15 protein-coding genes are annotated in these 18,759 nt (G+C 49.9%); 14 read left to right on the plus strand and 1 reads right to left on the minus strand.

Annotation, left to right across the window (positions count from 1 at the left end):
* Window positions 1-137 precede the first annotated feature (137 nt).
* The 12 genes from K331_RS0117985 (at window position 138) to K331_RS0118040 (ending at window position 10,401) form a co-directional block, all read left to right on the plus strand.
* Window positions 138-1,247 (plus strand): XdhC family protein, encoded by a 1,110-nt coding sequence (locus tag K331_RS0117985; protein WP_028591394.1) that lies wholly within the window; start codon window positions 138-140, stop codon window positions 1,245-1,247.
* Complete coding sequence (locus K331_RS0117990) at window positions 1,192-1,851, plus strand: nucleotidyltransferase family protein (protein ID WP_028591395.1); 660 nt, start codon at window positions 1,192-1,194, stop codon at window positions 1,849-1,851. The genes K331_RS0117985 and K331_RS0117990 overlap by 56 nt, the downstream gene beginning before the upstream one ends.
* The gene (locus K331_RS0117995; protein ID WP_226383631.1) at window positions 1,844-2,602 is read left to right on the plus strand and encodes an FAD binding domain-containing protein; all 759 of its coding nucleotides are present in this window, start codon (window positions 1,844-1,846) and stop codon (window positions 2,600-2,602) included. Before K331_RS0117990 ends, K331_RS0117995 begins: the two co-directional genes overlap by 8 nt.
* Window positions 2,532-2,744, plus strand: a complete 213-nt coding sequence (locus tag K331_RS32275) for a hypothetical protein (RefSeq protein WP_264177761.1) — start codon at window positions 2,532-2,534, stop codon at window positions 2,742-2,744. Before K331_RS0117995 ends, K331_RS32275 begins: the two co-directional genes overlap by 71 nt.
* A 5-nt stretch (window positions 2,745-2,749) precedes the next feature.
* Entirely contained in the window at window positions 2,750-5,065 is a 2,316-nt protein-coding gene (gene pucD, locus K331_RS0118005; protein WP_028591397.1) for a xanthine dehydrogenase subunit D, read from the plus strand.
* Window positions 5,062-5,655, plus strand: coding sequence for a (2Fe-2S)-binding protein (locus K331_RS0118010; protein ID WP_028591398.1), 594 nt, complete (start codon window positions 5,062-5,064; stop codon window positions 5,653-5,655). Before pucD ends, K331_RS0118010 begins: the two co-directional genes overlap by 4 nt.
* Window positions 5,656-5,964: 309 nt before the next feature.
* The gene (locus K331_RS0118015) at window positions 5,965-7,089 is read left to right on the plus strand and encodes a phosphodiester glycosidase family protein (protein ID WP_036635249.1); all 1,125 of its coding nucleotides are present in this window, start codon (window positions 5,965-5,967) and stop codon (window positions 7,087-7,089) included.
* Between the two features lie 63 nt (window positions 7,090-7,152).
* A complete protein-coding gene (locus K331_RS31960) occupies window positions 7,153-7,299 on the plus strand; it encodes a hypothetical protein (RefSeq protein ID WP_156897683.1) in 147 nt (48 codons plus the stop codon).
* Window positions 7,300-7,493: 194 nt separating this feature from the next.
* Window positions 7,494-8,225 carry an AzlC family ABC transporter permease gene (locus tag K331_RS0118025; RefSeq protein WP_028591400.1) on the plus strand — a complete coding sequence of 244 codons (732 nt, stop codon included), beginning with the start codon at window positions 7,494-7,496 and terminating at the stop codon, window positions 8,223-8,225.
* Window positions 8,216-8,539, plus strand: coding sequence for an AzlD domain-containing protein (locus K331_RS0118030; RefSeq protein WP_028591401.1), 324 nt, complete (start codon window positions 8,216-8,218; stop codon window positions 8,537-8,539). The genes K331_RS0118025 and K331_RS0118030 overlap by 10 nt, the downstream gene beginning before the upstream one ends.
* Window positions 8,540-8,893: 354 nt before the next feature.
* On the plus strand, window positions 8,894-9,310 hold the full coding sequence (locus K331_RS0118035; protein ID WP_208115150.1) for a DoxX family protein: 417 nt from the start codon (window positions 8,894-8,896) through the stop codon (window positions 9,308-9,310).
* A 215-nt stretch (window positions 9,311-9,525) separates the two neighbouring features.
* Window positions 9,526-10,401, plus strand: a complete 876-nt coding sequence (locus K331_RS0118040; protein WP_028591403.1) for a VOC family protein — start codon at window positions 9,526-9,528, stop codon at window positions 10,399-10,401.
* A 313-nt stretch (window positions 10,402-10,714) separates the two neighbouring features.
* On the opposite strand, the gene glsA is transcribed toward K331_RS0118040, so the two are convergent.
* The gene (gene glsA, locus K331_RS0118045) at window positions 10,715-11,656 is read right to left on the minus strand and encodes a glutaminase A (RefSeq protein ID WP_028591404.1); all 942 of its coding nucleotides are present in this window, start codon (window positions 11,654-11,656) and stop codon (window positions 10,715-10,717) included.
* A gap of 227 nt (window positions 11,657-11,883) precedes the next feature.
* Here glsA and K331_RS0118050 point away from each other — a divergent pair, with 227 nt between their 5' ends.
* Complete coding sequence (locus K331_RS0118050; protein ID WP_028591405.1) at window positions 11,884-12,795, plus strand: NUDIX hydrolase; 912 nt, start codon at window positions 11,884-11,886, stop codon at window positions 12,793-12,795.
* Between the two features lie 534 nt (window positions 12,796-13,329).
* Window positions 13,330-18,537 carry a rhamnogalacturonan lyase family protein gene (locus tag K331_RS33055; RefSeq protein ID WP_028591406.1) on the plus strand — a complete coding sequence of 1,736 codons (5,208 nt, stop codon included), beginning with the start codon at window positions 13,330-13,332 and terminating at the stop codon, window positions 18,535-18,537.
* Window positions 18,538-18,759: the final 222 nt, after the last annotated feature.

Below are 18,759 nucleotides of genomic sequence, written 5' to 3' on the forward strand. Positions count from 1 at the left end.
TTGATGTGAACTGATGGACATTCATGGGATTGTTGCAAGTTCTGAACCGTTGGCTCTAGAGATTATTACGAACTATATAAGCTCGCGCAGCCAAGTGAAGCCAAGGTGCATACCACGCTGAAGGGAGGAAGCCTCGTATGGATATGGCGGAATTATGTGTTCATGCTGTCAAAGGCGGAGAACGAAAGGTGCTAGTAACAGCCGTATATGTTGAGGGTCATGCGTACCGCAAAGAAGGGGCTTCCATGCTGCTCGGGGAAGATGGGGGAGTCTGGGGGAGCATTAGTCCCGGCTGTATAGAGGAGGATCTTCGGGAACGGGTCTGCGAGGTACTGTCCACAGGGAAAATTGCCAAAGTTCCCTATGATATGAGACCTGTGGACGATCTGTCCTGGGGTGAGCATGTCGGCTGTGGTGGACTGATGCATCTGGTGCTTGAGCCAGTCGTGCAGCAGCTCCAGATGGCCATGGAGACGATGGTTGATCTGTTTGGAAAAGGACACCATGTTATCCTCACACGTACCTACGATTGGCTTGCCGAGTGCGCAGAATATAGGCTGGAAATTGCCGGGCATGCTATTGATAATGGGCTAGTTGCGTCAGGCAATTTGGCATCATTGGCTGCAATTCATGTAGACAATAGCCATGAGCAGATGCTCGCACATACTGAGCATCAGCCTTGGCCTGATAGCTATGTGCGGACTTATCGACCCCAGCCACGCCTTGTGATCTTCGGTGCTGGACCTGATGCGGAGCCCGTATGTAAGCTGGCTCTTGCCACAGGCTTCCGTGTAGTTATGGCGGATTGGAGGACAGCGCGGCTAACTGCAGAGAATTTTGCAGGAGCTGATCTGATCCATGGCTTCCCACAGGAATTATTGTATGGACAGCTTCGTATCATGGAGACGGATTTTGTGCTCCTCATGAGCCATCAATATCAGCGTGAGCGTGAGCTGCTAGAGCTGCTGGCAGAGAGCACATGTGCGTACATCGGCATTATGGGAACGAAGGGAAGAACAGCACGCTTGCTGGAGGGATTGCCCACATTCTTGAATTTGCATTCTCCTGTTGGGCTCTCCATTGGCTCAGATGGACCGGAGGAGATTGCTGTCAGCATCATGGCTGAGTTGATTGCGATTCGAAGGGGAACAGCCAAGGCGCAGTCACAGTCCTTGAAGGAGGGGTGGTATTATGAGCGTCACCGGAGTGATTCTGGCAGCCGGCCAAAGTTCGCGACTGGGTCGTGACAAGCTGGCGGAGCTACTGCTGGATGGTCGTTCGATCGGAGCAAGAGTAGTAGATACTGCCCTGAATTCACGGCTTGACCATGTGCTTGTAGTGGGACGGCAATGCTCCCAGCCAGATTGGCTTACATCCATCTTCGATGAAGCACTCCGACAAGACAGAGCAGAATATCTACATTGTACAAAGGCTGACACGGGCATGTCTGCTTCCCTGCAATGTGGACTGGAAGGGGCTATTCGTCGAGGAGCGCAAGCGATTATGATTTTGCTGGCTGATCAGCCTTTCATGCAGGCGAGTAGTCTGGATGCATTATTACAGCTTTATTATGATCTCCACAATTCCACTCGACCAGAGCAGAGCTTCGATTATATTGCTGCCCGTAACGGAGCCTCCCCCCAGCCCCCGGTTATATTGACATCCACCATGTATGAGGCAGTGCGACAGCTACAGGGAGACTGTGGTGCAGGCATACTGCTCAAGAGCGCTAGATACAGAGGTATCTATTGTGACTACTCTGCTGATCTGTTCATGGATGCAGATACGGAGACGGCGCTCATGCACCTTCGAGAACAAGAGAGGAGGGTGATGAGTCTTGCAAATGAATAGCCACTCGATCTCTCCTTCAATGAGCCAGCCGACTGTGAGCTTGCCAACGACACAGGAGGAGTTGCTGCATACCAGATCAGTATTGGGTGTCGGGGCAACTATCGTGGCAGGAGGAACCCTGCTACGGACCCAATGGGAAGGGGGCGCAGTGCCTGTCCCATCCAACCTGATCGGCTTGGATGCGCTTGAACAGCTGCACGGAATCTCTGAACAAGAACGTGCTCTACGCATCGGTGCGATGACACGACTGAAGGATTGTATCAGCAATACAGCCGTTGTAGAATGTGCGCCGCTACTGTCAGAGGCAGTTCGTCATATTGCTGCCCCTTCTATTCGGAATTTAGCCACGCTCGGCGGTAACATTGTATCTACGGTTGGCGATGCTCTGCCAGCTCTGCTGGTTATGAATGCCGAATTGGAATGGCTCGGGCAGGAGAGCTTCATAAGACAATCTCTTAGGGATTGGTTAGATAGCGCCCGTAGCAATGGCATTGATCGTGAAGCTGTTCTATGTGCCGCGCATATCCCGCGAGTGGCTGGACCCCAAGTGAGCTTTTTCAAAAAAGTAGGCAGAAGAGCGGCTTTCACCCCTGCCCTTGTGAGCGTTGCTTTTGAGGGAGTCCAGGATTCGGGCAGGAAAGTGGATATCGGCTGCTCTGGCGGCTGGTGGCGGTGCATGTATCCCAGCAAGACTCCCTCGCTCGGAGGAATTACTGTTATCCATGCAGCCATGGATGACAGATTACGGTAAACTTGCACGAACGATACAAGAGGAATTTGCGGCGAATACAGATGTGTTCGCTACAGCCGAATACCGAAGCAGTCTTGCCGCCAATCTGCTTACCGCTGGATTATTTGAGAGCATGGAGAGTATTCACAAAGCAAAGGAGTGAGCCGAATGTTGCTGAATCGTGAGAACAGCGGCACACGCTGGTATAAGCGGCCTGACGGACCTGAGAAGGTCACAGGCCGTCTTTCATATCTGACCGACCTATCCCATCCGGATATGCTGTATGGTCGTGTGCTACGAAGTGAATATCCACATGCCAGAATTGTAGCCGTTGATCTGGAAGCTGCGCTACGTCTCGACGGTGTACGTGCAGTCCTTACCTGGCGGGATGTACCCGGTCTGAATCGATTTGGCATCGCCACACCAGACCAGCCCGTCTTCTGTGAGGATCTGGTCAGATATACAGGAGACGCGATAGCTGCTGTTGCAGCAGACACGCCTGAGCTGGCGGAAGCAGCTCTGGCACTGATCAAGGTCAGCTACGAGGAATTGCCGGTTGTGGATTCGCCCGAAGCGGCACTGGAAGAGCAGGCACCGAAGCTACATCCCCAAGGCAACGTACTACACCGTACTGAGGTGAAGCGTGGCGATGCTGAGGCCGCTTTTGCGGAGTGTGTGCATGTTGTAAAGGAAACATATTATACCCCGCGCCAAATGCATACCTACATGGAGCTGGAGGGAGGCCTCTTCGTTCCTGAGGAGGATGGCAGACTTACGGTGTATGCTGCCACTCAGCACGGCTACAAGGATCGAATGCAGCTATCCCGCATTCTTGCCCTGCCCGAGGAAGCGATTCGGGTCATTTCCAGTCCGATTGGGGGCTCCTTTGGTGGAAAGGACGAGTTGAATGTACAGCCATACGGTGCGCTGCTTGCCCTGCATTGTGGTCGTCCAGTGAAATTTCATAACTCACGTAAGGAATCTGTCCGGGCAGGACTCAAGCGACACCCAATGAAGATCGAGATGATGACAGGTACGGATGAACAAGGCTACTTGGTTGCCCATCGGGTAAGAATGATGTCGGATACCGGAGCATATGCGACATTGGGCGCTCCCGTATTGAATTTTGCGACAGAGCACTGTCTCGGGCCTTACAGCATTCCGCATGTGGATGTAGAAGGAATGGCTGTATACACGAATAATGGTGTAGCAGGCGAGTTCAGAGGTTTCGGGGGTAATCAGACTATATTCGCCGTAGAAGGACAGATGGATCGACTTGCTGCTCTTCTGAGCATGGACCCTTGGGAATTCAGGCGCAGGAACATGCGGAGTAGCAGTGACCCAGGCCCCTTGGAGCAACGAATACTGGAGACGGAGGGGCTAGCTCAGGTGTGGGAAGCCGTAGAGAGCTCTTCGCTGTGGCAGAGCAGGAGAGGTAGTATAGAGGAAGAGAAGCGTCTACCATGGATACGTCGGGGGATCGGCGCCTCTCTAGCCATGCATGGAGCAGGACTGGGCTATGGACTACCTGATCCAGCAGGTGGCCGACTGTCACTTACCGAAAAGGGGCTTATTGAGGTGGCCTTCAGCTACGAGGAATTCGGTCAAGGATTGGTGGCTACGCTCGAAATGATGCTGATGGACCTGTTCAACTGCTCCGCCTCGGATCTTAGCATCATCATTGGGGATACAGACCTCGTGCCGCACAGCGGGTCAAGTACAGCTTCGCGGTCTACGACGATGGCATGGATGGCCCTGCAGCGACTGAAGGACCCTTTCCTGAAGCAAATCGTGGGGATTGCTTCAGCCTTGACAGGCATTATTCCAGAGCAGCTGGTTACGGGACCCGGAGGTGTATGGCAGGTGGAGGAATACAGGCGCATGGCTGCGACACGGTTACGTCCACGCGTGACTTATGCAGAGATTGTGGCAGCTGCGACGGAGCCCCTTGTGTTCGATACACGGTTCGATTATCCGACTACACCAGATGCGGTCATGGGCGGCCATTTTCTATATACGTATGCAGCCGTCATCGCAGAGGTGGAAGTGAATCTGTTGACTGGCGAAGCCAAGCTACAGGATACCCGTCATATCGTAGCTGCGGGGCCAGTTATGAATCCCATGGGATATTTGGGACAAATCGAGGGCGGTAGTGTCATGGCACTGGGCTTCACTTTGACAGAGGATGCGGTTATGACACAAGGCCGCTATGCAACACCGAATCTGGATACGTATATCATTCCGACGGTGCGGGACATCCACAGCTCGCTGGAGGTAGAGGCGATTGAAGCGCTGCCGGAGGGCGATCCTTACGGACCACGTGGTGTAGGTGAGGTCGGATCAGTGGCGCTGGCTCCTGCGATTGCTGAGGCTATATATCAAGCTACAGGTGTGCGAGTGAAGCACCTGCCAGTCAGAAGGGAGCTGCTCATGAGACCTCTTGATTCGCTCATAGGGCAGGAGAAAGGAGTGAAGTGGGGATGAGTGAGCAAGCGTATCTATGGAGAGCAGAGCTGAATGGCCGTCAGATCGAGCTTGCGGTAGCTCCTTCTCGCCGTTTGATCGATATACTACGTACAGATCTGCAACAAACAGGAACGAAGATTTCCTGTGAGATTGGACGATGTGGAGCATGCATGGTATTGATCGACGGGGTCGCAATGAATTCCTGCCTGCTCATGGCTTATCAGTGTCAGGACCGCAGCATCGTGACTATAGAAGGATTAGGTTCAGAAGACTGTGCTGACCGAGCCATTGCCAAAGATTCAACAGCAGAAGACGATCAGAAGATGAACACGAGCGTTATCGCTATCCAAGGAAAGAAGGCTATTCTTCATCCGATCCAGGAAGCCTTTGTGGAAGAGGGTGGCTTTCAGTGCGGTTATTGTACACCGGGTATGATTCTGTCCACCAAAGCACTGCTTGATCAGAACCCGAGCCCCGTGAAAGCAGACATTGAAGAAGCGTTATACGGCAATCTATGCCGTTGCACAGGCTATAGCGGAATTATTCGAGCTGTTGAGCAGGCTGCTGTGAAATGCCGACAGCAGAAGCTACAAAAGCAAGAACAGTGATATATAGAGTCTGCTTCCAATTCAGTGAGCAAAATAAATCTTGCAAGCAAGGCATCATGTATCTCACGGTTACTTCTCTTCATTACCTTCTGAATCGAATAGGATGCATCCCGGACTAACATAGTCGAAGGAAGGCTTCGCAGGAAGCGCTCACCTTCGACTTTTCTTTTGCTTCTGAAAGAAAAGGTATCAATTATGTTAAAAAAATGAAACTTTCCGCCAATTATATTAGTTTATGATAGGCGTAATTATTGCACATTTCGTCATTATGCATTCAATCCAACAATCGTGTAGAACGAGCATAAGGAGATGATCAGGGTGAGTGAGCGTCCCTTACCCAACAGGTCTGTTCGACGACAATCTGGCAGACGACAGCAACGAAGACGGCTGCGAAAAGCCACGCTACATGTCCTCGTCTTCTTCCTCATAGCTGGTCTAACAGGCGGCGGCTGGCTCATGTTCACATCCTCAGGTGAGGAGTTCCGTTACCGTATAGCGGATACGCTTATAACCACTCAGCATCGACACTGGGCCAAGTACATTATTGGACAGGACGAGCTGGATAAAAGAGTGGCTGAATACCAGGCCAGATTCGAGCAAATGGGCGAAGAGACGGATCATCATACGATTCAGACTCCTGCAATACCTGTTGCAGCCGTACAAGAGGAGCAGCCGCTAATAGAGATTGAGGAAGTATCCGGCAAGAGCTATCACGGCTTCGTAATGACGGTCCACGATCCTACCAAGATCAGATTAGGTGTCCCGGCACAGCAGGGTAAAGGCGAGAAGGTATCCAGCATGGTCAAGCGTCTGGGTGCCGTGGCTGGAGTGAATGGTGGTGGCTTTGCAGATCCTAACTGGAAAGGCAATGGCTTCAAGCCGATTGGTGTTGTCATTTCTCAAGGGAAGTTATTTTATAACGGCTTGGGTAAGAAGGCTTCTACCCAGATCGTCGGAATCGATAAGCAGGGCAAGATGATCGCAGGGCACTATTCTCTGGAAGAATTGAACCGGATGGAGGTTCAGGAGGCTGTAACCTTTCAGCCAAGGCTGATCGTGAATGGCAAAGGTCTGATCCGTAATCATGCAGAAGGGTGGGGCATTGCTCCGCGAACAGCCATGGGTCAGCGAGCTGATGGAGCGATACTCTTCGTTATCATTGACGGAAGACAGCCAGGTTATAGCATTGGTGCGGATCTCTATGACATGCAGAATATTTTGCTGGAGCGGGGTGCCGTCATTGCGGCGAATCTGGATGGAGGCTCTTCTACGGTGCTTGTACACAACGAAGCAATTGTCAATAAGCCTTCCTCCGAGTATGGAGAGCGTTACCTGCCAACGGCATTCCTCGTATTTGAGCATCCGGAGCAGGCGAATATACCAAATATCTGGGAAGGCTTGAGACCTGAGAATATTGATGCCGGGAAAAAGTAGATTGCCGCGTTAGTTTTAGCCTATGCAAGTCATGGCAAGCCTATGAAAGGGGATGAATGTCGTATGTTCAAGCAACGAAAAACAGTCATTCTTACAGCCATCCTAGCTGCTGCCGCTTGTTATCTGATTGCAGCGAACGCTGCTCTGGCATTCCCGTCCTCTGAGCTGGAATCCGTAGCGAGCCCGCTACCGGAAATCTACTTGAACTGAGCATTTTGCAAATCCAGCAAGCGATATTCAATCAACAATAGATAGATCGAAATGGTTCTATTCGTCTATCAATTGCACTTTATAGCGATACTAATCGAATCATGCAACATGCTTAAACTTTGAATAGAGTTGACGCATTCTTTATTTTGCTCCATAATTCTCCCATAAATTCTGATAACGGAGCGGAGGATTGAATGGAGCAGTTAAATGTACGTAGCAAGCCCACTATGGCAATTCGGGAAGACAGCTTCCTTCAGGGAGTGAAGGATTGTGTACCGACGTTGCTTGGGTATTTAAGCATAGGATTCGCAGTTGGCGTTGTTGCCAAGACAGCTGGTCTATCGATCCTGGAGATTGCCCTGCTTAGCCTACTGCTGTATGCCGGTTCAGCCCAGTTCATTATTTCAGGCATGGTGGTCGCAAGCACATCACCAACGGCAATAATTCTTACGGTCTTTTTGGTGAACCTCAGGCATTTATTATTGAGCGCGGCGGTCTCGCCGTATTTTCGGCATTTGAGCGCAGCGAGGAGCGGTCTTGTGGGCGCCTTGTTAACCGATGAGACCTTCGGCGTAGCTATGATTAAGGCAGCGGAGCATAAGAAGCTCGGCGAGAAGTGGATGCATGGTCTGAACCTGACGGCCTATCTCAACTGGTTCGTGGCGACCCTGGCTGGAGCTTACCTGGGGCAGTGGATTAGCAATCCGGAGCTATGGGGCCTCGATTTTGCATTAACAGGGATGTTCATCGGCATATTAGCTGTGCAAATTGCCAGCCGCTCCAAGCTGCTGGTGGATCTGATTGTCGCAGCGAGTGCCATCGTGATCGCCGTCGGGGCCAGTGTGCTGGTATCAGGTAGTATGGCTATTATCATTGCTACGGTAGGAGCGGCAACGGTTGGGATGGTGATGAGCCGATGGAAGTGAGTGGATATATGCTCGTTATTATTCTGGGTAGTGCACTTGTCACCGTCATTCCACGTGTGCTGCCATTGATGCTGTTAAGCCGTGTCCAACTGCCTGAGTGGGCTATGCGCTGGCTGCATTACGTTCCTGTGTCTGTCATGGCCGCGATGATTGGCCAGGAGATATGGATCAAGGATGGTGAGCTTGAGCTCTTCAATCTGAAGGTACTCGCCGCCGTTCCGACGCTGTTGGTTGCTATCTACACCCGAAGCCTGCTTGGAACAGTCATTACAGGGATCATTACCCTAATGATCCTGCGCTATTGGTTCGGGTAATTACTCGTATATATTCCTCTTCGTATGGGCTGTAATGGCACGTCTGGAGAGGTTTTTTTGTTGTAGGTGAGGCTTTGTTTTTTTAATTCAGTTTCAGGATGGCATTTGTACTAACTGAACAAGTACCTGTTAGTGAGAAGAAGCCATTCGAATACATATAGAAACAATAAAACATTTTATCATTGACTTACTTTTTGTTACATGTTAATTTATTGATAACAAATAACCAATCAGCCATAGTTATACAGAAGTAATCTTAGACTTTTACTTTAGGCAACATAGAATGACTGGCTTACGGTTGGGATAATGTAATGATTAGCCAATAAAAAAATGGACAAAAGGGGATTGAATCAAATGAACAAGTACGTATCTGCATTGCTTCGAGTGGGACTGGGGATCATGTTCCTGATCCATGGTCTGGACAAATTCCAGACAGGCATAGAGAATGTGGCAGGTTACTTTGGCAGTATCGGATTGCCTGGCTTCTTCGCCTATATTGTCGCTTCAGCTGAGGTGGCCGGAGGAATAGCACTCATTCTGGGCTTGCTGACGCGTGTGGTATCTGGCGGATTTATTCTCATTATGCTGGGAGCCATCATCTCAGTGAAGCTGCCGCTGGGGTTCCTTGGAAACGGACAAATGCCCGGGTATGAACTGGATATCGCTTATCTGCTGATTGCCTTGCATCTCATGTTCGCTCCAGCTACTGCGTTCGCAGTGGATCGCCTGCTGTTCAGAGACAAGTCTGGGGTAGGGGAAGTTGCTGAATAACAGCCACTTCTAAGATGAACTTAAGAACCAGGCGGATTAAGAGCCTAATTATGAAGTTAATGTAAGAAACTGATTAAGAGCCTTCTTAAACTTCAGAAAACAAATTCGTTCAATTAATATTATTAAGAGTTCTGCTCCGCTTTAGACGCCAGTCGTGAAATAATAGCCGCTGGAAAATCACCGGAAGTAGAAAATCAGAGAAAAGAGGAGTTCTAATGAGCCAAACATTACATTCAGCTACGAGAATTGGCAAGGTGGCCCTGAAGGTTAGCAATCTGAAGCGTTCCATTGTGTTCTACACTGAGGTCATTGGCTTCCAACTACTGCATGAGTCTAGTCAGACTGCCCAATTGACAGCGGATGGAAAGACAGTATTGCTGACACTGACCGAGCACAAGGATGCGTTAATTTTACCAGAGCGTGCAGGAGCGGGTCTCTATCATTTTGCCATCCTTCTACCTGATCGTGCTTCTCTCGGCCTGGCAATTCGGAATCTGGCGAAGCACAATATGGAGATTGGTCAAGGGGATCACCTCGTGAGTGAGGCGTTCTATCTGAATGATCCGGATAATAACGGAATTGAAATGTATGCAGATCGACCAAGAGAGACTTGGAAAAGAGATCAAAATGGCCATTATATTATGGCTACGGAGCAGGTAGATGTCCAAGGATTGCTGGACGAGTCGTCAGATAAGACCTGGACTGGGCTTCCCGCTGGCACGACGATCGGACATGTTCATTTCCATGTATCCGATCTGGGCAATGCTGAGAAATTTTACGTGCAGACGTTAGGCTTCGACATTGTAGCTATGTATGGTTCCATGGCCATGTTCATTTCCGCAGGCGGTTACCACCACCACATCGGTCTGAATACGTGGGCAGGAGTGGGTGCGCCACCCGTACCAGAAAATGCTGCCGGACTTGACTTCTATAGCCTTGTGTTGCCGAATGATGATGAGCGACAGGCTGTGCTGGATAGACTTCGTCAGGGAGGCTATCAGGTAAGCGAGCAGGCTGGCAAGTGGTTCGCCAAGGACCCATTCAATATTCAAGTCCAACTGGTGACGGAGCAAGAGCATCTTCTCGGGTAAATGTCGCCAAGGTAATTAACGACATGAACTATATGAATGACATGGGCTCCATAAGCTATGTTCCGGTCAATTGCGATTTTTGTGCATTTGATTAACTCAATGAATTATTAATGCAATTAATTTCTTGCTGATTGTGCGTGTTCTGATTCGTTATCGGAAGAAAAAGATGACGATCCAAAGCGCTAATTGCTTGCTACGGACTTACAACAAATAAGACTTTACTGCTAGAGGAACAGCCTTGTCCCCTAGCAGTAGAGTCTTATTTTTGTTGCTATATATACTCACTAGATCTACAGTTATTAACTCTGTGTACTCAGAACATGCTCCAGTCGAGCGACTGCGATATCGTCTCCAACAGATGAACCCCAGTCGTACTGTTACCCATCCGATTAAGCGCAGGCCCTATGACTCCAATCCCGTAGCGACCAGGAACCATGGACAGAATTCCACCGGACACACCACTTTTTGCTGGCAGCCCGACCTGTATGGCGAATTGACCAGAAGCATCGTACATTCCACAGGTGGTCATGAAGGTCTTGGCAATCTGAACATAACGGCGGGGAATGAGCGGGACGCCGGCCACTGGATCATAGCCGTTATAAGCCAGGATCAATGCCATCCGCGCAAGATCAGAGCAGTTTACAGTGATGGCACAATGTCTGAAGTAGACCTCCAGCACATCCTCAACCTTCCCCCTGAGAATGCCTTTCTCGGTAAGAAAGTAGGCTAGGGAGCGATTTAAGTGTCCTGTGGCAGATTCAGAGGCATAGGTGTCCTCATCGAACACAAGAGTATCATTCTGTGTCAACAGCTTGAAGAACTGGAGAATGCGTGTGAACTTCTCCTCGGTGCTGTTCCCCGCAATGAGTGAGGAGATGGCGATGGCCCCGGCATTAATAAGCGGGTTGAAGGGGATACCAGGCTCTACAAGCTCCAGCTTGAGCATGGAATTGAAGCGATCTCCGGTAGGCTCCATTCCAACTTTGGAAAATACGACCTCCTCGCCATTATCCATCAGTGCAAGGATTAGGGTGAACACCTTGGATATACTTTGCAAAGTAAAGCTCAGGCCGCAATCACCTGCGGATATGGATTGTCCCTTGCCATCCATGATGTATATCCCTAGCGCATCTCTCGGTGCCTTGGACAGCTCCGGGATATATGAAGCTACATTGCCATGAACGTGGTGCTGACGACTTTCTTCAAGCCATGCGGGTAAGTGCTCTCTTAATTGTTCCCATTCATAAGTTGACATGCTGCTTCCTCCGATCCTGCAGGCTCTGTATCTATAACTACTCTTATATACTTCTCCAATTTATTCTATCCATCTATGAGTCTCACCTCAAGAGATTACGCACGGAGTTCGCAAATTTAGCCTATGAATTCGCAAAAAGTTGACGTACAGGCACATGTATACTATTGTTTTGTTAATAACATGATGATTATATGAATAAAGAATATGAAATTACAGGTGATGAATAGATGCAGGAGCACTTGCCCGTTGATCGGAATGGTATGAATGAGGAACAGTTCTTGAAGCAATATGATGCTAGTCAATATGACAGGCCCTCACTTACAGTGGATATGTTGATCTTCACCGTAGCAGACAAGGAACAGAACAACTACAGGAAGCTTCCTGAGAAGTCACTGCAGCTCTTGCTGATTAAGAGAGGTGAGCATCCTTTTCTGGGGCAATGGGCGCTTCCAGGCGGCTTCGTGGGAATGCATGAAGATCTGGATTCGGCAGCACGACGTGAACTGAAGAGCGAGACGAATCTGGATGACGATCAGCTCCATTTGGAGCAGCTGTATACCTGGGGTGAGGTGGGACGAGATCCGCGTACGCGTGTGATCAGCTGTTCTTATATGGCACTTGTAGATCGTAGTGCACTTCAGGTGCAGGCAGGTGACGATGCTGCTGAAGCTTGCTGGTTCGACCTGACGCACAGGATTGTACACGAGCAGAAGACAACGTTGAAGGATGGCTACACGCTGGAGCGGCTAGTAGAGCTTTGCTTAACCCATGGGGAAGTGACATTGTCAGCCCAGGTCAAAGTGGTGCAGCGGGTAAGCGGCAAGTCCAACACGATAGCTCGCGAAATCGTGGCAAGTGATCAGCTTGCATTTGACCATGCGCGGATTATTCAGTATGCGGTCGATCGTCTGCGCAACAAAGTCCAATACACAAGCATCGCCTTCAATCTAATGCCGCCTTTATTTACTCTAACAGAGCTCCAGCAAGTGTATGAGGTACTACTGGGCAAGGAGCTGCTAGCTCCGGCCTTCCGCCGTAAAATTGCTGATATGGTGGAGGAGAGCACGGAGTACAGGAAGGATGCGGGTCATCGGCCTTCCAAGCTATTCAGCTATAGACCATTTGTTGATGGCGAGTGATCAATTCCTGAGTGTTTTTTTATGATATGTCCTACTTATCAAGTCGCCTCTTAGGCGGCTTTTTTGAGATGTTAGAATTTAAAGGTTTTCAGCGGAGCTGAAGCATTCGATCATGGCAAGAAAAACTTCAATTACGGTGGCCTGTCGTCTGTGAAAGTACACCAATTAACGAGCAATAGCAAAATTTGAATGATCATTTCAATTGATTATGTATGCCAAATGATGGATGTGCTACATTATTGCTAGTTCTACAATTATTGAGAATTAGACAATTCGTATCCAATCATGGTGTCGAAAAAAGCAAAGTGCTTTACACAGCTCAAATGATGCATATTGGAGCTGTAAGCAGCAGTCACTGAGCATCCTGATGATAGGGAGGTGATTCCAGGGCAGTGAATTGGCGGAGCTTCGTGGATACGTTCAAGCGGATGCGCTTCATGTGTCACACATCAAAATGCAAACGCTTACTTACTGCTTTTCCTGTGCAGTGGCTTGTAGCCTAACCTAGCTGGGTACACGAAAGGATGGATGTTAATGATCGCGAAGATGCGACAAATGGGCTTGATCTTACTTATGAGCGTTTTTACTTTGTCCAGTCTTGGATGGGGTACAGTATTTGGGAACGAGGCGGTGAGCGGGACGGCTGATAATAATGAGGCACTGGAGGCCATCGTTCATCAATTTGACTTCGGGCCTGGAGAAGCGGTTGCTGACTATACCGGGATTGACGCCTATACGCCGTATTCTGCAGAGCAAGGCTACGGCTTCACAGATCTGACACTCGTTAGAGCTGAGACGCGTGACACAGGCAGTTCGCTACAATCGGATTTTGTTGTGCTGGAAGCTGGAGCCGGATTCAATGTAGACCTACCTAATGGTGATTATACCGTCTCACTGATGGCTGGCGATCCAGAGGGAGACACGAATATTGCTATTAAAGTAGAGAATATGGACAAGGTACAGCCAACGACCAAAGCAGCTGGCGAATATTTGGAGATGGACTTTGATATTGCTTTGGTGGATGGACAGTTGAATTTTGTATTCTCTGGTACAGCAGCCAAGCTGAATGCCATTACGATTACTAAGCTGCCTGAACGCGATGCGGGTACCAAGCCGGTCGTATACCTTGTAGGTGATTCAACGATGCAGACCTACGATCCATACTGGAAGCCACAGGCTGGCTGGGGACAGATGCTGCCCGACTTTTTCAGCGATGCGGTAGAGATCAAGAACCATTCCATTGGTGGACGCAGCTCCAAGTCGTTCCTGTTCCAGGGCAGATTGGATGAGATTCTGCGTGTCATTCGTCCTGGCGATTATTTGCTGGTGCAATTCGGACATAATGATGCAACGATTAGCAATCCAGAACGCTATGCCTCGCCCGCTGATTACAAAAATTATCTTAAAACCTACATAGACGGGGCACAGCAGCGTGGAGCAACACCCATCATGATTACTCCAGTGGGACGTAGAGATTTCAATGCGGGGACGGGAAAATTCAATGTATCCTTCCCTGAGTATGTTCAGGCGATGAAAGAGGTCGTCGCTGAGAAAGAAGTGCCTATGATTGATCTCAGCAAACGGAGCGTTGAGTACTACGATTCCATCGGTCCTGAAGCAGCACTGTCCGTCTTCCTTCACGTTCCGGCCGGAATCTATCAGGCGTTCCCTAACGGGGCTACGGATAATACTCATTTTCAAGAGTATGGTGCCATTCAGCTTGCACGGATCGTAGCGGATGCTGTTCGTGAGCTGGATATTCCATTAGCAGCAGCTGTTGAGGATGCAGAAATACCAGCTGAGCTACCGGCGAAGCCTGTGGACCTCAGGGTAGGGGGTGTCAGTAATGCGGGAGCCGAATTGAAATGGACGGCCGATTCTGCAGCGGACATCTACAAAGTCTATAGCAAGCTAGCTGCAGAGCCTGAGTCATCGTATAAGCTGGCTGGAACGGCAACCGTACCCACGCTTACGCTCAGTGGTCTGCTTGAGGGCCAATCCTACACCGTCCGAATCACAGCCGTAAATGGACGCGGGGAATCTGAGGCATCAGATGAAGTTACCTTCACCACAAAGTCCGCAACATATCGTTATGACTTCGGTCCTGTAGGATCGCCGGTAGCCGAAGGATATACAGAGGTCAACCGGAATACGATCTATACTCCGGAGCGCGGCTACGGGCTGACATCATCAGCCAACATGGCAGATCGGGATCGCGGCGGTGCGACTGATGCCCTGCGTAGGGATTTCGTCATTTATTTTGGCGGCTCCTACGAATTCAAAGTGGATCTTCCGAATGGAACCTACGCTGTGAAGACGTACACAGGAGACTGGATTGGGTCCGCGCGGACCAATGTGAACATTGAAGGAAAGGATTATGGGACCGTATCCTCTGGTGCTCAAAATATAGCAGAGAAGGTGTACAATCAGATCCAGGTCCAGGATGGACAGATGAATCTGGTATTCAGTGGTCAGACTGCCCATCTTAATGGGCTTGAGATCACACCTGTAATGGTTGCTCCATCCCAATTAAAGCTGGATGAGCTGGAGCTGGGTACCGATCCGATTACAGCTACAATATCCTGGCAAGCGACTAGTGATGACGCACAGTATAAGGTCTATCGTCAGTCTGCTGGTGCCAAGAAGCCTGAGCTTCTGGCAACAACCGATGTAGCTAGCTATGTCGACAGTGAGATCGACCTGGGAATGGAATATGTATACACCGTGACTGTCGTTGACGCGACTGGCACGGAATCCGTGCCTTCCAATGCATTGGAGGTATCTACGCTAGACCCAAGTGTTGAGAAAGCTGCGGTACCTGCTGGCCTGAATGTTGTGAGTGTCAACAAAAGTGATGCTACGATAGGCTGGTCCGAGGTAGCTGGAGCACGCGCTTATCAGATTTATCGTTCGAACAGCGTAGAGGGACCCTATGAACTGATTGGGCGCACACAAGCAACGCTCTATAAGGATGCGACGATTCTGAGCACGATTCCTTACTACTATAAAGTCGCATCGGTCAATGCAGGCGGAGTATCTGAGCTATCAACTGTACTTGAGACTCCTGCGGTCACACAGTTGGACCGTGCGATGGAATACCTGGATCGTGCTCCCGTTGCTGTTCGCACAGAGCGAGGCAACTATATCGGCTGGCGTATGCTGGGGCTGGACCCGGAGTCTGTGACCTTCAACGTGTATCGGGATGGTATAAATCTGAATGACGAACCGATCTCGGGTAGCACGAACTTTGTGGACAGCGAAGGGGATGCCTCATCCAGATATCGGATCATGATGGTGGATAACAATACGGAAAAAGCAGTGACCAAGGAATTCGGTGTCTGGGAGGATACGTACTTATCCATTCCGTTACAGAAGCCTGCTGATGCATACACCAAGGATGGGCAGCCCTACTCCTACGTTGCCGGGGATGCCAGTGTCGGCGATCTGGACGGTGATGGGGAGTATGAAATCGTGCTGATGTGGACACCGACGAATGCCAAGGACAACTCCCATTCAGGTTATACTGGCATCGTCTATATGGATGCCTACAAGCTGGATGGAACCCAGCTGTGGCGCATTACGATGGGACCGAATATTAGAGCTGGGGCTCACTATTCTCCGTTCCTCGTTTATGACTTTGACAGCGACGGTAGAGCCGAGCTAATGATGCGTACTGCAGATGGTACAGTAGATGGGCAAGGCAAGGTTATTGGAGATGCCCATGCCGATCATCGAAATAGCTCAGGTTATGTGCTGCTTGGGGACGAATTCCTTACTGTCTTCGACGGGCAGACGGGAGCTGCACTGGATACGGTGGACTATGATCCTCCGCGGGGGGATGTCGCAGCATGGGGAGATGGATACGGCAATCGCGTGGACCGCTTCCTGGCAGCAGTTGCCTACCTGGATGGAGAGCATCCAAGCGCCATGTTCAGCCGCGGTTATTACACGCGTACGGTACTAGTGTCTTACAACTTCCGCAATGGCAAGCTTAGCAAGGTGTGGCGTTTTGACACCAATGACGATGGGTATGCAGGCTATACGGGGCAAGGCAATCATAATCTGTCCGTTGGTGACGTGGATGGAGACGGCAAGGATGAGATCACATTTGGGGCGATGGCGATTGATGACAATGGGAAGCCATTGTACAACACCAAGCTGGGACATGGCGATGCCATACATCTGAGTGATCTTGATCCGACCCGACCGGGACTGGAAGTGTTCGGAGTTCATGAGAATAAAAGCTCTGAGTACGGTATGGAAATGCGCGATGCAGCTACAGGCGAGATACTGTGGGGGGTGCACACGGGTCTCGATACAGGCCGAGGCATGGCTGCTGATATTGACCCGAATTACCCTGGAGCGGAAGTATGGGCAGCTACGATCACCAATGAACAGCATATTCCGATTACAGGACTCTACAGTGCTCAAGGTGAGCTGATCTCAACAGAAATCCCTTCCTCCACGAATTTTGGTATCTGGTGGGACGGTGATCTATTGCGTGAACTGCAGGATGGTATTCGAGTCGATAAATGGGATTACAACAATCAGACAACTGTGAATCTACTGACAGCCACCGGAGCAGCCTCTAACAACGGTACCAAGGCCAATCCGAGTCTGCAAGCCGATCTGTTCGGTGATTGGCGCGAGGAGGTCATCTTGCGCAGTCAAGACAGCTCGCATTTGCGTATATACACGACAACAGATGAGACGGATGTAAGGATCCGCACGCTTATGCATGATCCGATCTATCGTCTCGGCGTTGCATGGCAGAATGTAGCCTACAATCAGCCACCTCATACAGGCTTCCATCTGGGAGTGGGCATGGCTCAGCCACCTGCACCGAGCATTTATTATGTCGGTTCCCCAGCAGACCCGGAGGATACTACGCCCCCTGTCATTACGGGAATGCCTGCAGAGCGAATGAGCGAGGATGAGATATTGAGGGTAGACGTCAGGGCAGAAGATCCTGAGTCTGGCATCGTCCGACTTGAGCTTACATGGGACGGTGAGCCGGTAAGCTCTGGTGACGAGATTAGCCTAGAGGGTCTGCTAGGAACGCATACCTTCACCGCACGGGCTGAGAATGGCGTCGGCTTAGTTACTGAGCTTACGACAGAGGTAACAGTTGTAGGAGCGGATCAGGTGGATGGACCACCCGGGGTACCTGTTCTGTCCGACAATAACGGCCATGATACGGGGTTAGCCGATGGTCAGTACACCATAACGATGAACATGTGGTGGGGAAATAATGCGACAGAATACAAGCTATACGAGAACGGAGAGCTCATTGATACCCAGAAGCTTACAGCCGCGACACCTGCCGCTCAGACGGCAGTGACGGACATTTCTGGTCGTTCCAATGGCACATATGTATACACCTCTGAATTGATCAATGCAAAAGGCAAGACGGAGAGCAGCCCACTAACGGTGACTGTCCGCGATGCAGCCCCGACCAAGCCGGTCCTCTCGGCTGACAATTGGGATGGTGATGGAAATTATACGATTACCATTAATATGTGGTGGGGAACGAATGCGACCTCCTACCGTCTGTACGAGAACGGAGCACTGCTTCATGAACAGTCGCTTGATACAGCTTCTCCTGGTGCTCAGGAGTCCAAGGTAACCATTACGGATCGAGCCCCAGGCGAATATGAATACTACGTGGAGTGGATAAATGAGAGTGGGACGGTGACGAGTGATACGCTTAAGGTTACACATGTAGGACGAAATTCATTTTAAATTCACTTGAAAATAAGTCCTAAGAGATATTGTTCCTCATAATTCAGAGAGCAAGCGAATATATTTCGATGCATCCTATATGATATAATACAACATCAGACTCAGCTGAAGCTTCATTAGAACGTATTCACATCTTATCGTAAGACAGGAAAACACAACTGTATGGGGATATAAGCATCCTTCTATACTTAAACCTCTCGTGATTTGAGTTATGAAAAGGTT

Origin of the sequence: Paenibacillus massiliensis subsp. panacisoli DSM 21345 (assembly GCF_000426545.1) — a bacterium.
Lineage (GTDB): Bacteria > Bacillota > Bacilli > Paenibacillales > Paenibacillaceae > Paenibacillus > Paenibacillus panacisoli.

Coding starts and splice junctions, on each gene's coding strand:
- K331_RS0117985 (WP_028591394.1), top strand. CDS start 138: ATGGATATGGCGGAATTATGTGTTCATGCTGTCAAAGGCGGAGAACGA.
- K331_RS0117990 (WP_028591395.1), top strand. CDS start 1,192: ATGAGCGTCACCGGAGTGATTCTGGCAGCCGGCCAAAGTTCGCGACTG.
- K331_RS0117995 (WP_226383631.1), top strand. CDS start 1,844: ATGAATAGCCACTCGATCTCTCCTTCAATGAGCCAGCCGACTGTGAGC.
- pucD (WP_028591397.1), top strand. CDS start 2,750: ATGTTGCTGAATCGTGAGAACAGCGGCACACGCTGGTATAAGCGGCCT.
- K331_RS0118010 (WP_028591398.1), top strand. CDS start 5,062: ATGAGTGAGCAAGCGTATCTATGGAGAGCAGAGCTGAATGGCCGTCAG.
- K331_RS0118015 (WP_036635249.1), top strand. CDS start 5,965: ATGATCAGGGTGAGTGAGCGTCCCTTACCCAACAGGTCTGTTCGACGA.
- K331_RS31960 (WP_156897683.1), top strand. CDS start 7,153: ATGTTCAAGCAACGAAAAACAGTCATTCTTACAGCCATCCTAGCTGCT.
- K331_RS0118025 (WP_028591400.1), top strand. CDS start 7,494: ATGGAGCAGTTAAATGTACGTAGCAAGCCCACTATGGCAATTCGGGAA.
- K331_RS0118030 (WP_028591401.1), top strand. CDS start 8,216: ATGGAAGTGAGTGGATATATGCTCGTTATTATTCTGGGTAGTGCACTT.
- K331_RS0118035 (WP_208115150.1), top strand. CDS start 8,894: ATGAACAAGTACGTATCTGCATTGCTTCGAGTGGGACTGGGGATCATG.
- K331_RS0118040 (WP_028591403.1), top strand. CDS start 9,526: ATGAGCCAAACATTACATTCAGCTACGAGAATTGGCAAGGTGGCCCTG.
- glsA (WP_028591404.1), bottom strand. CDS start 11,656: ATGTCAACTTATGAATGGGAACAATTAAGAGAGCACTTACCCGCATGG.
- K331_RS0118050 (WP_028591405.1), top strand. CDS start 11,884: ATGCAGGAGCACTTGCCCGTTGATCGGAATGGTATGAATGAGGAACAG.
- K331_RS33055 (WP_028591406.1), top strand. CDS start 13,330: ATGATCGCGAAGATGCGACAAATGGGCTTGATCTTACTTATGAGCGTT.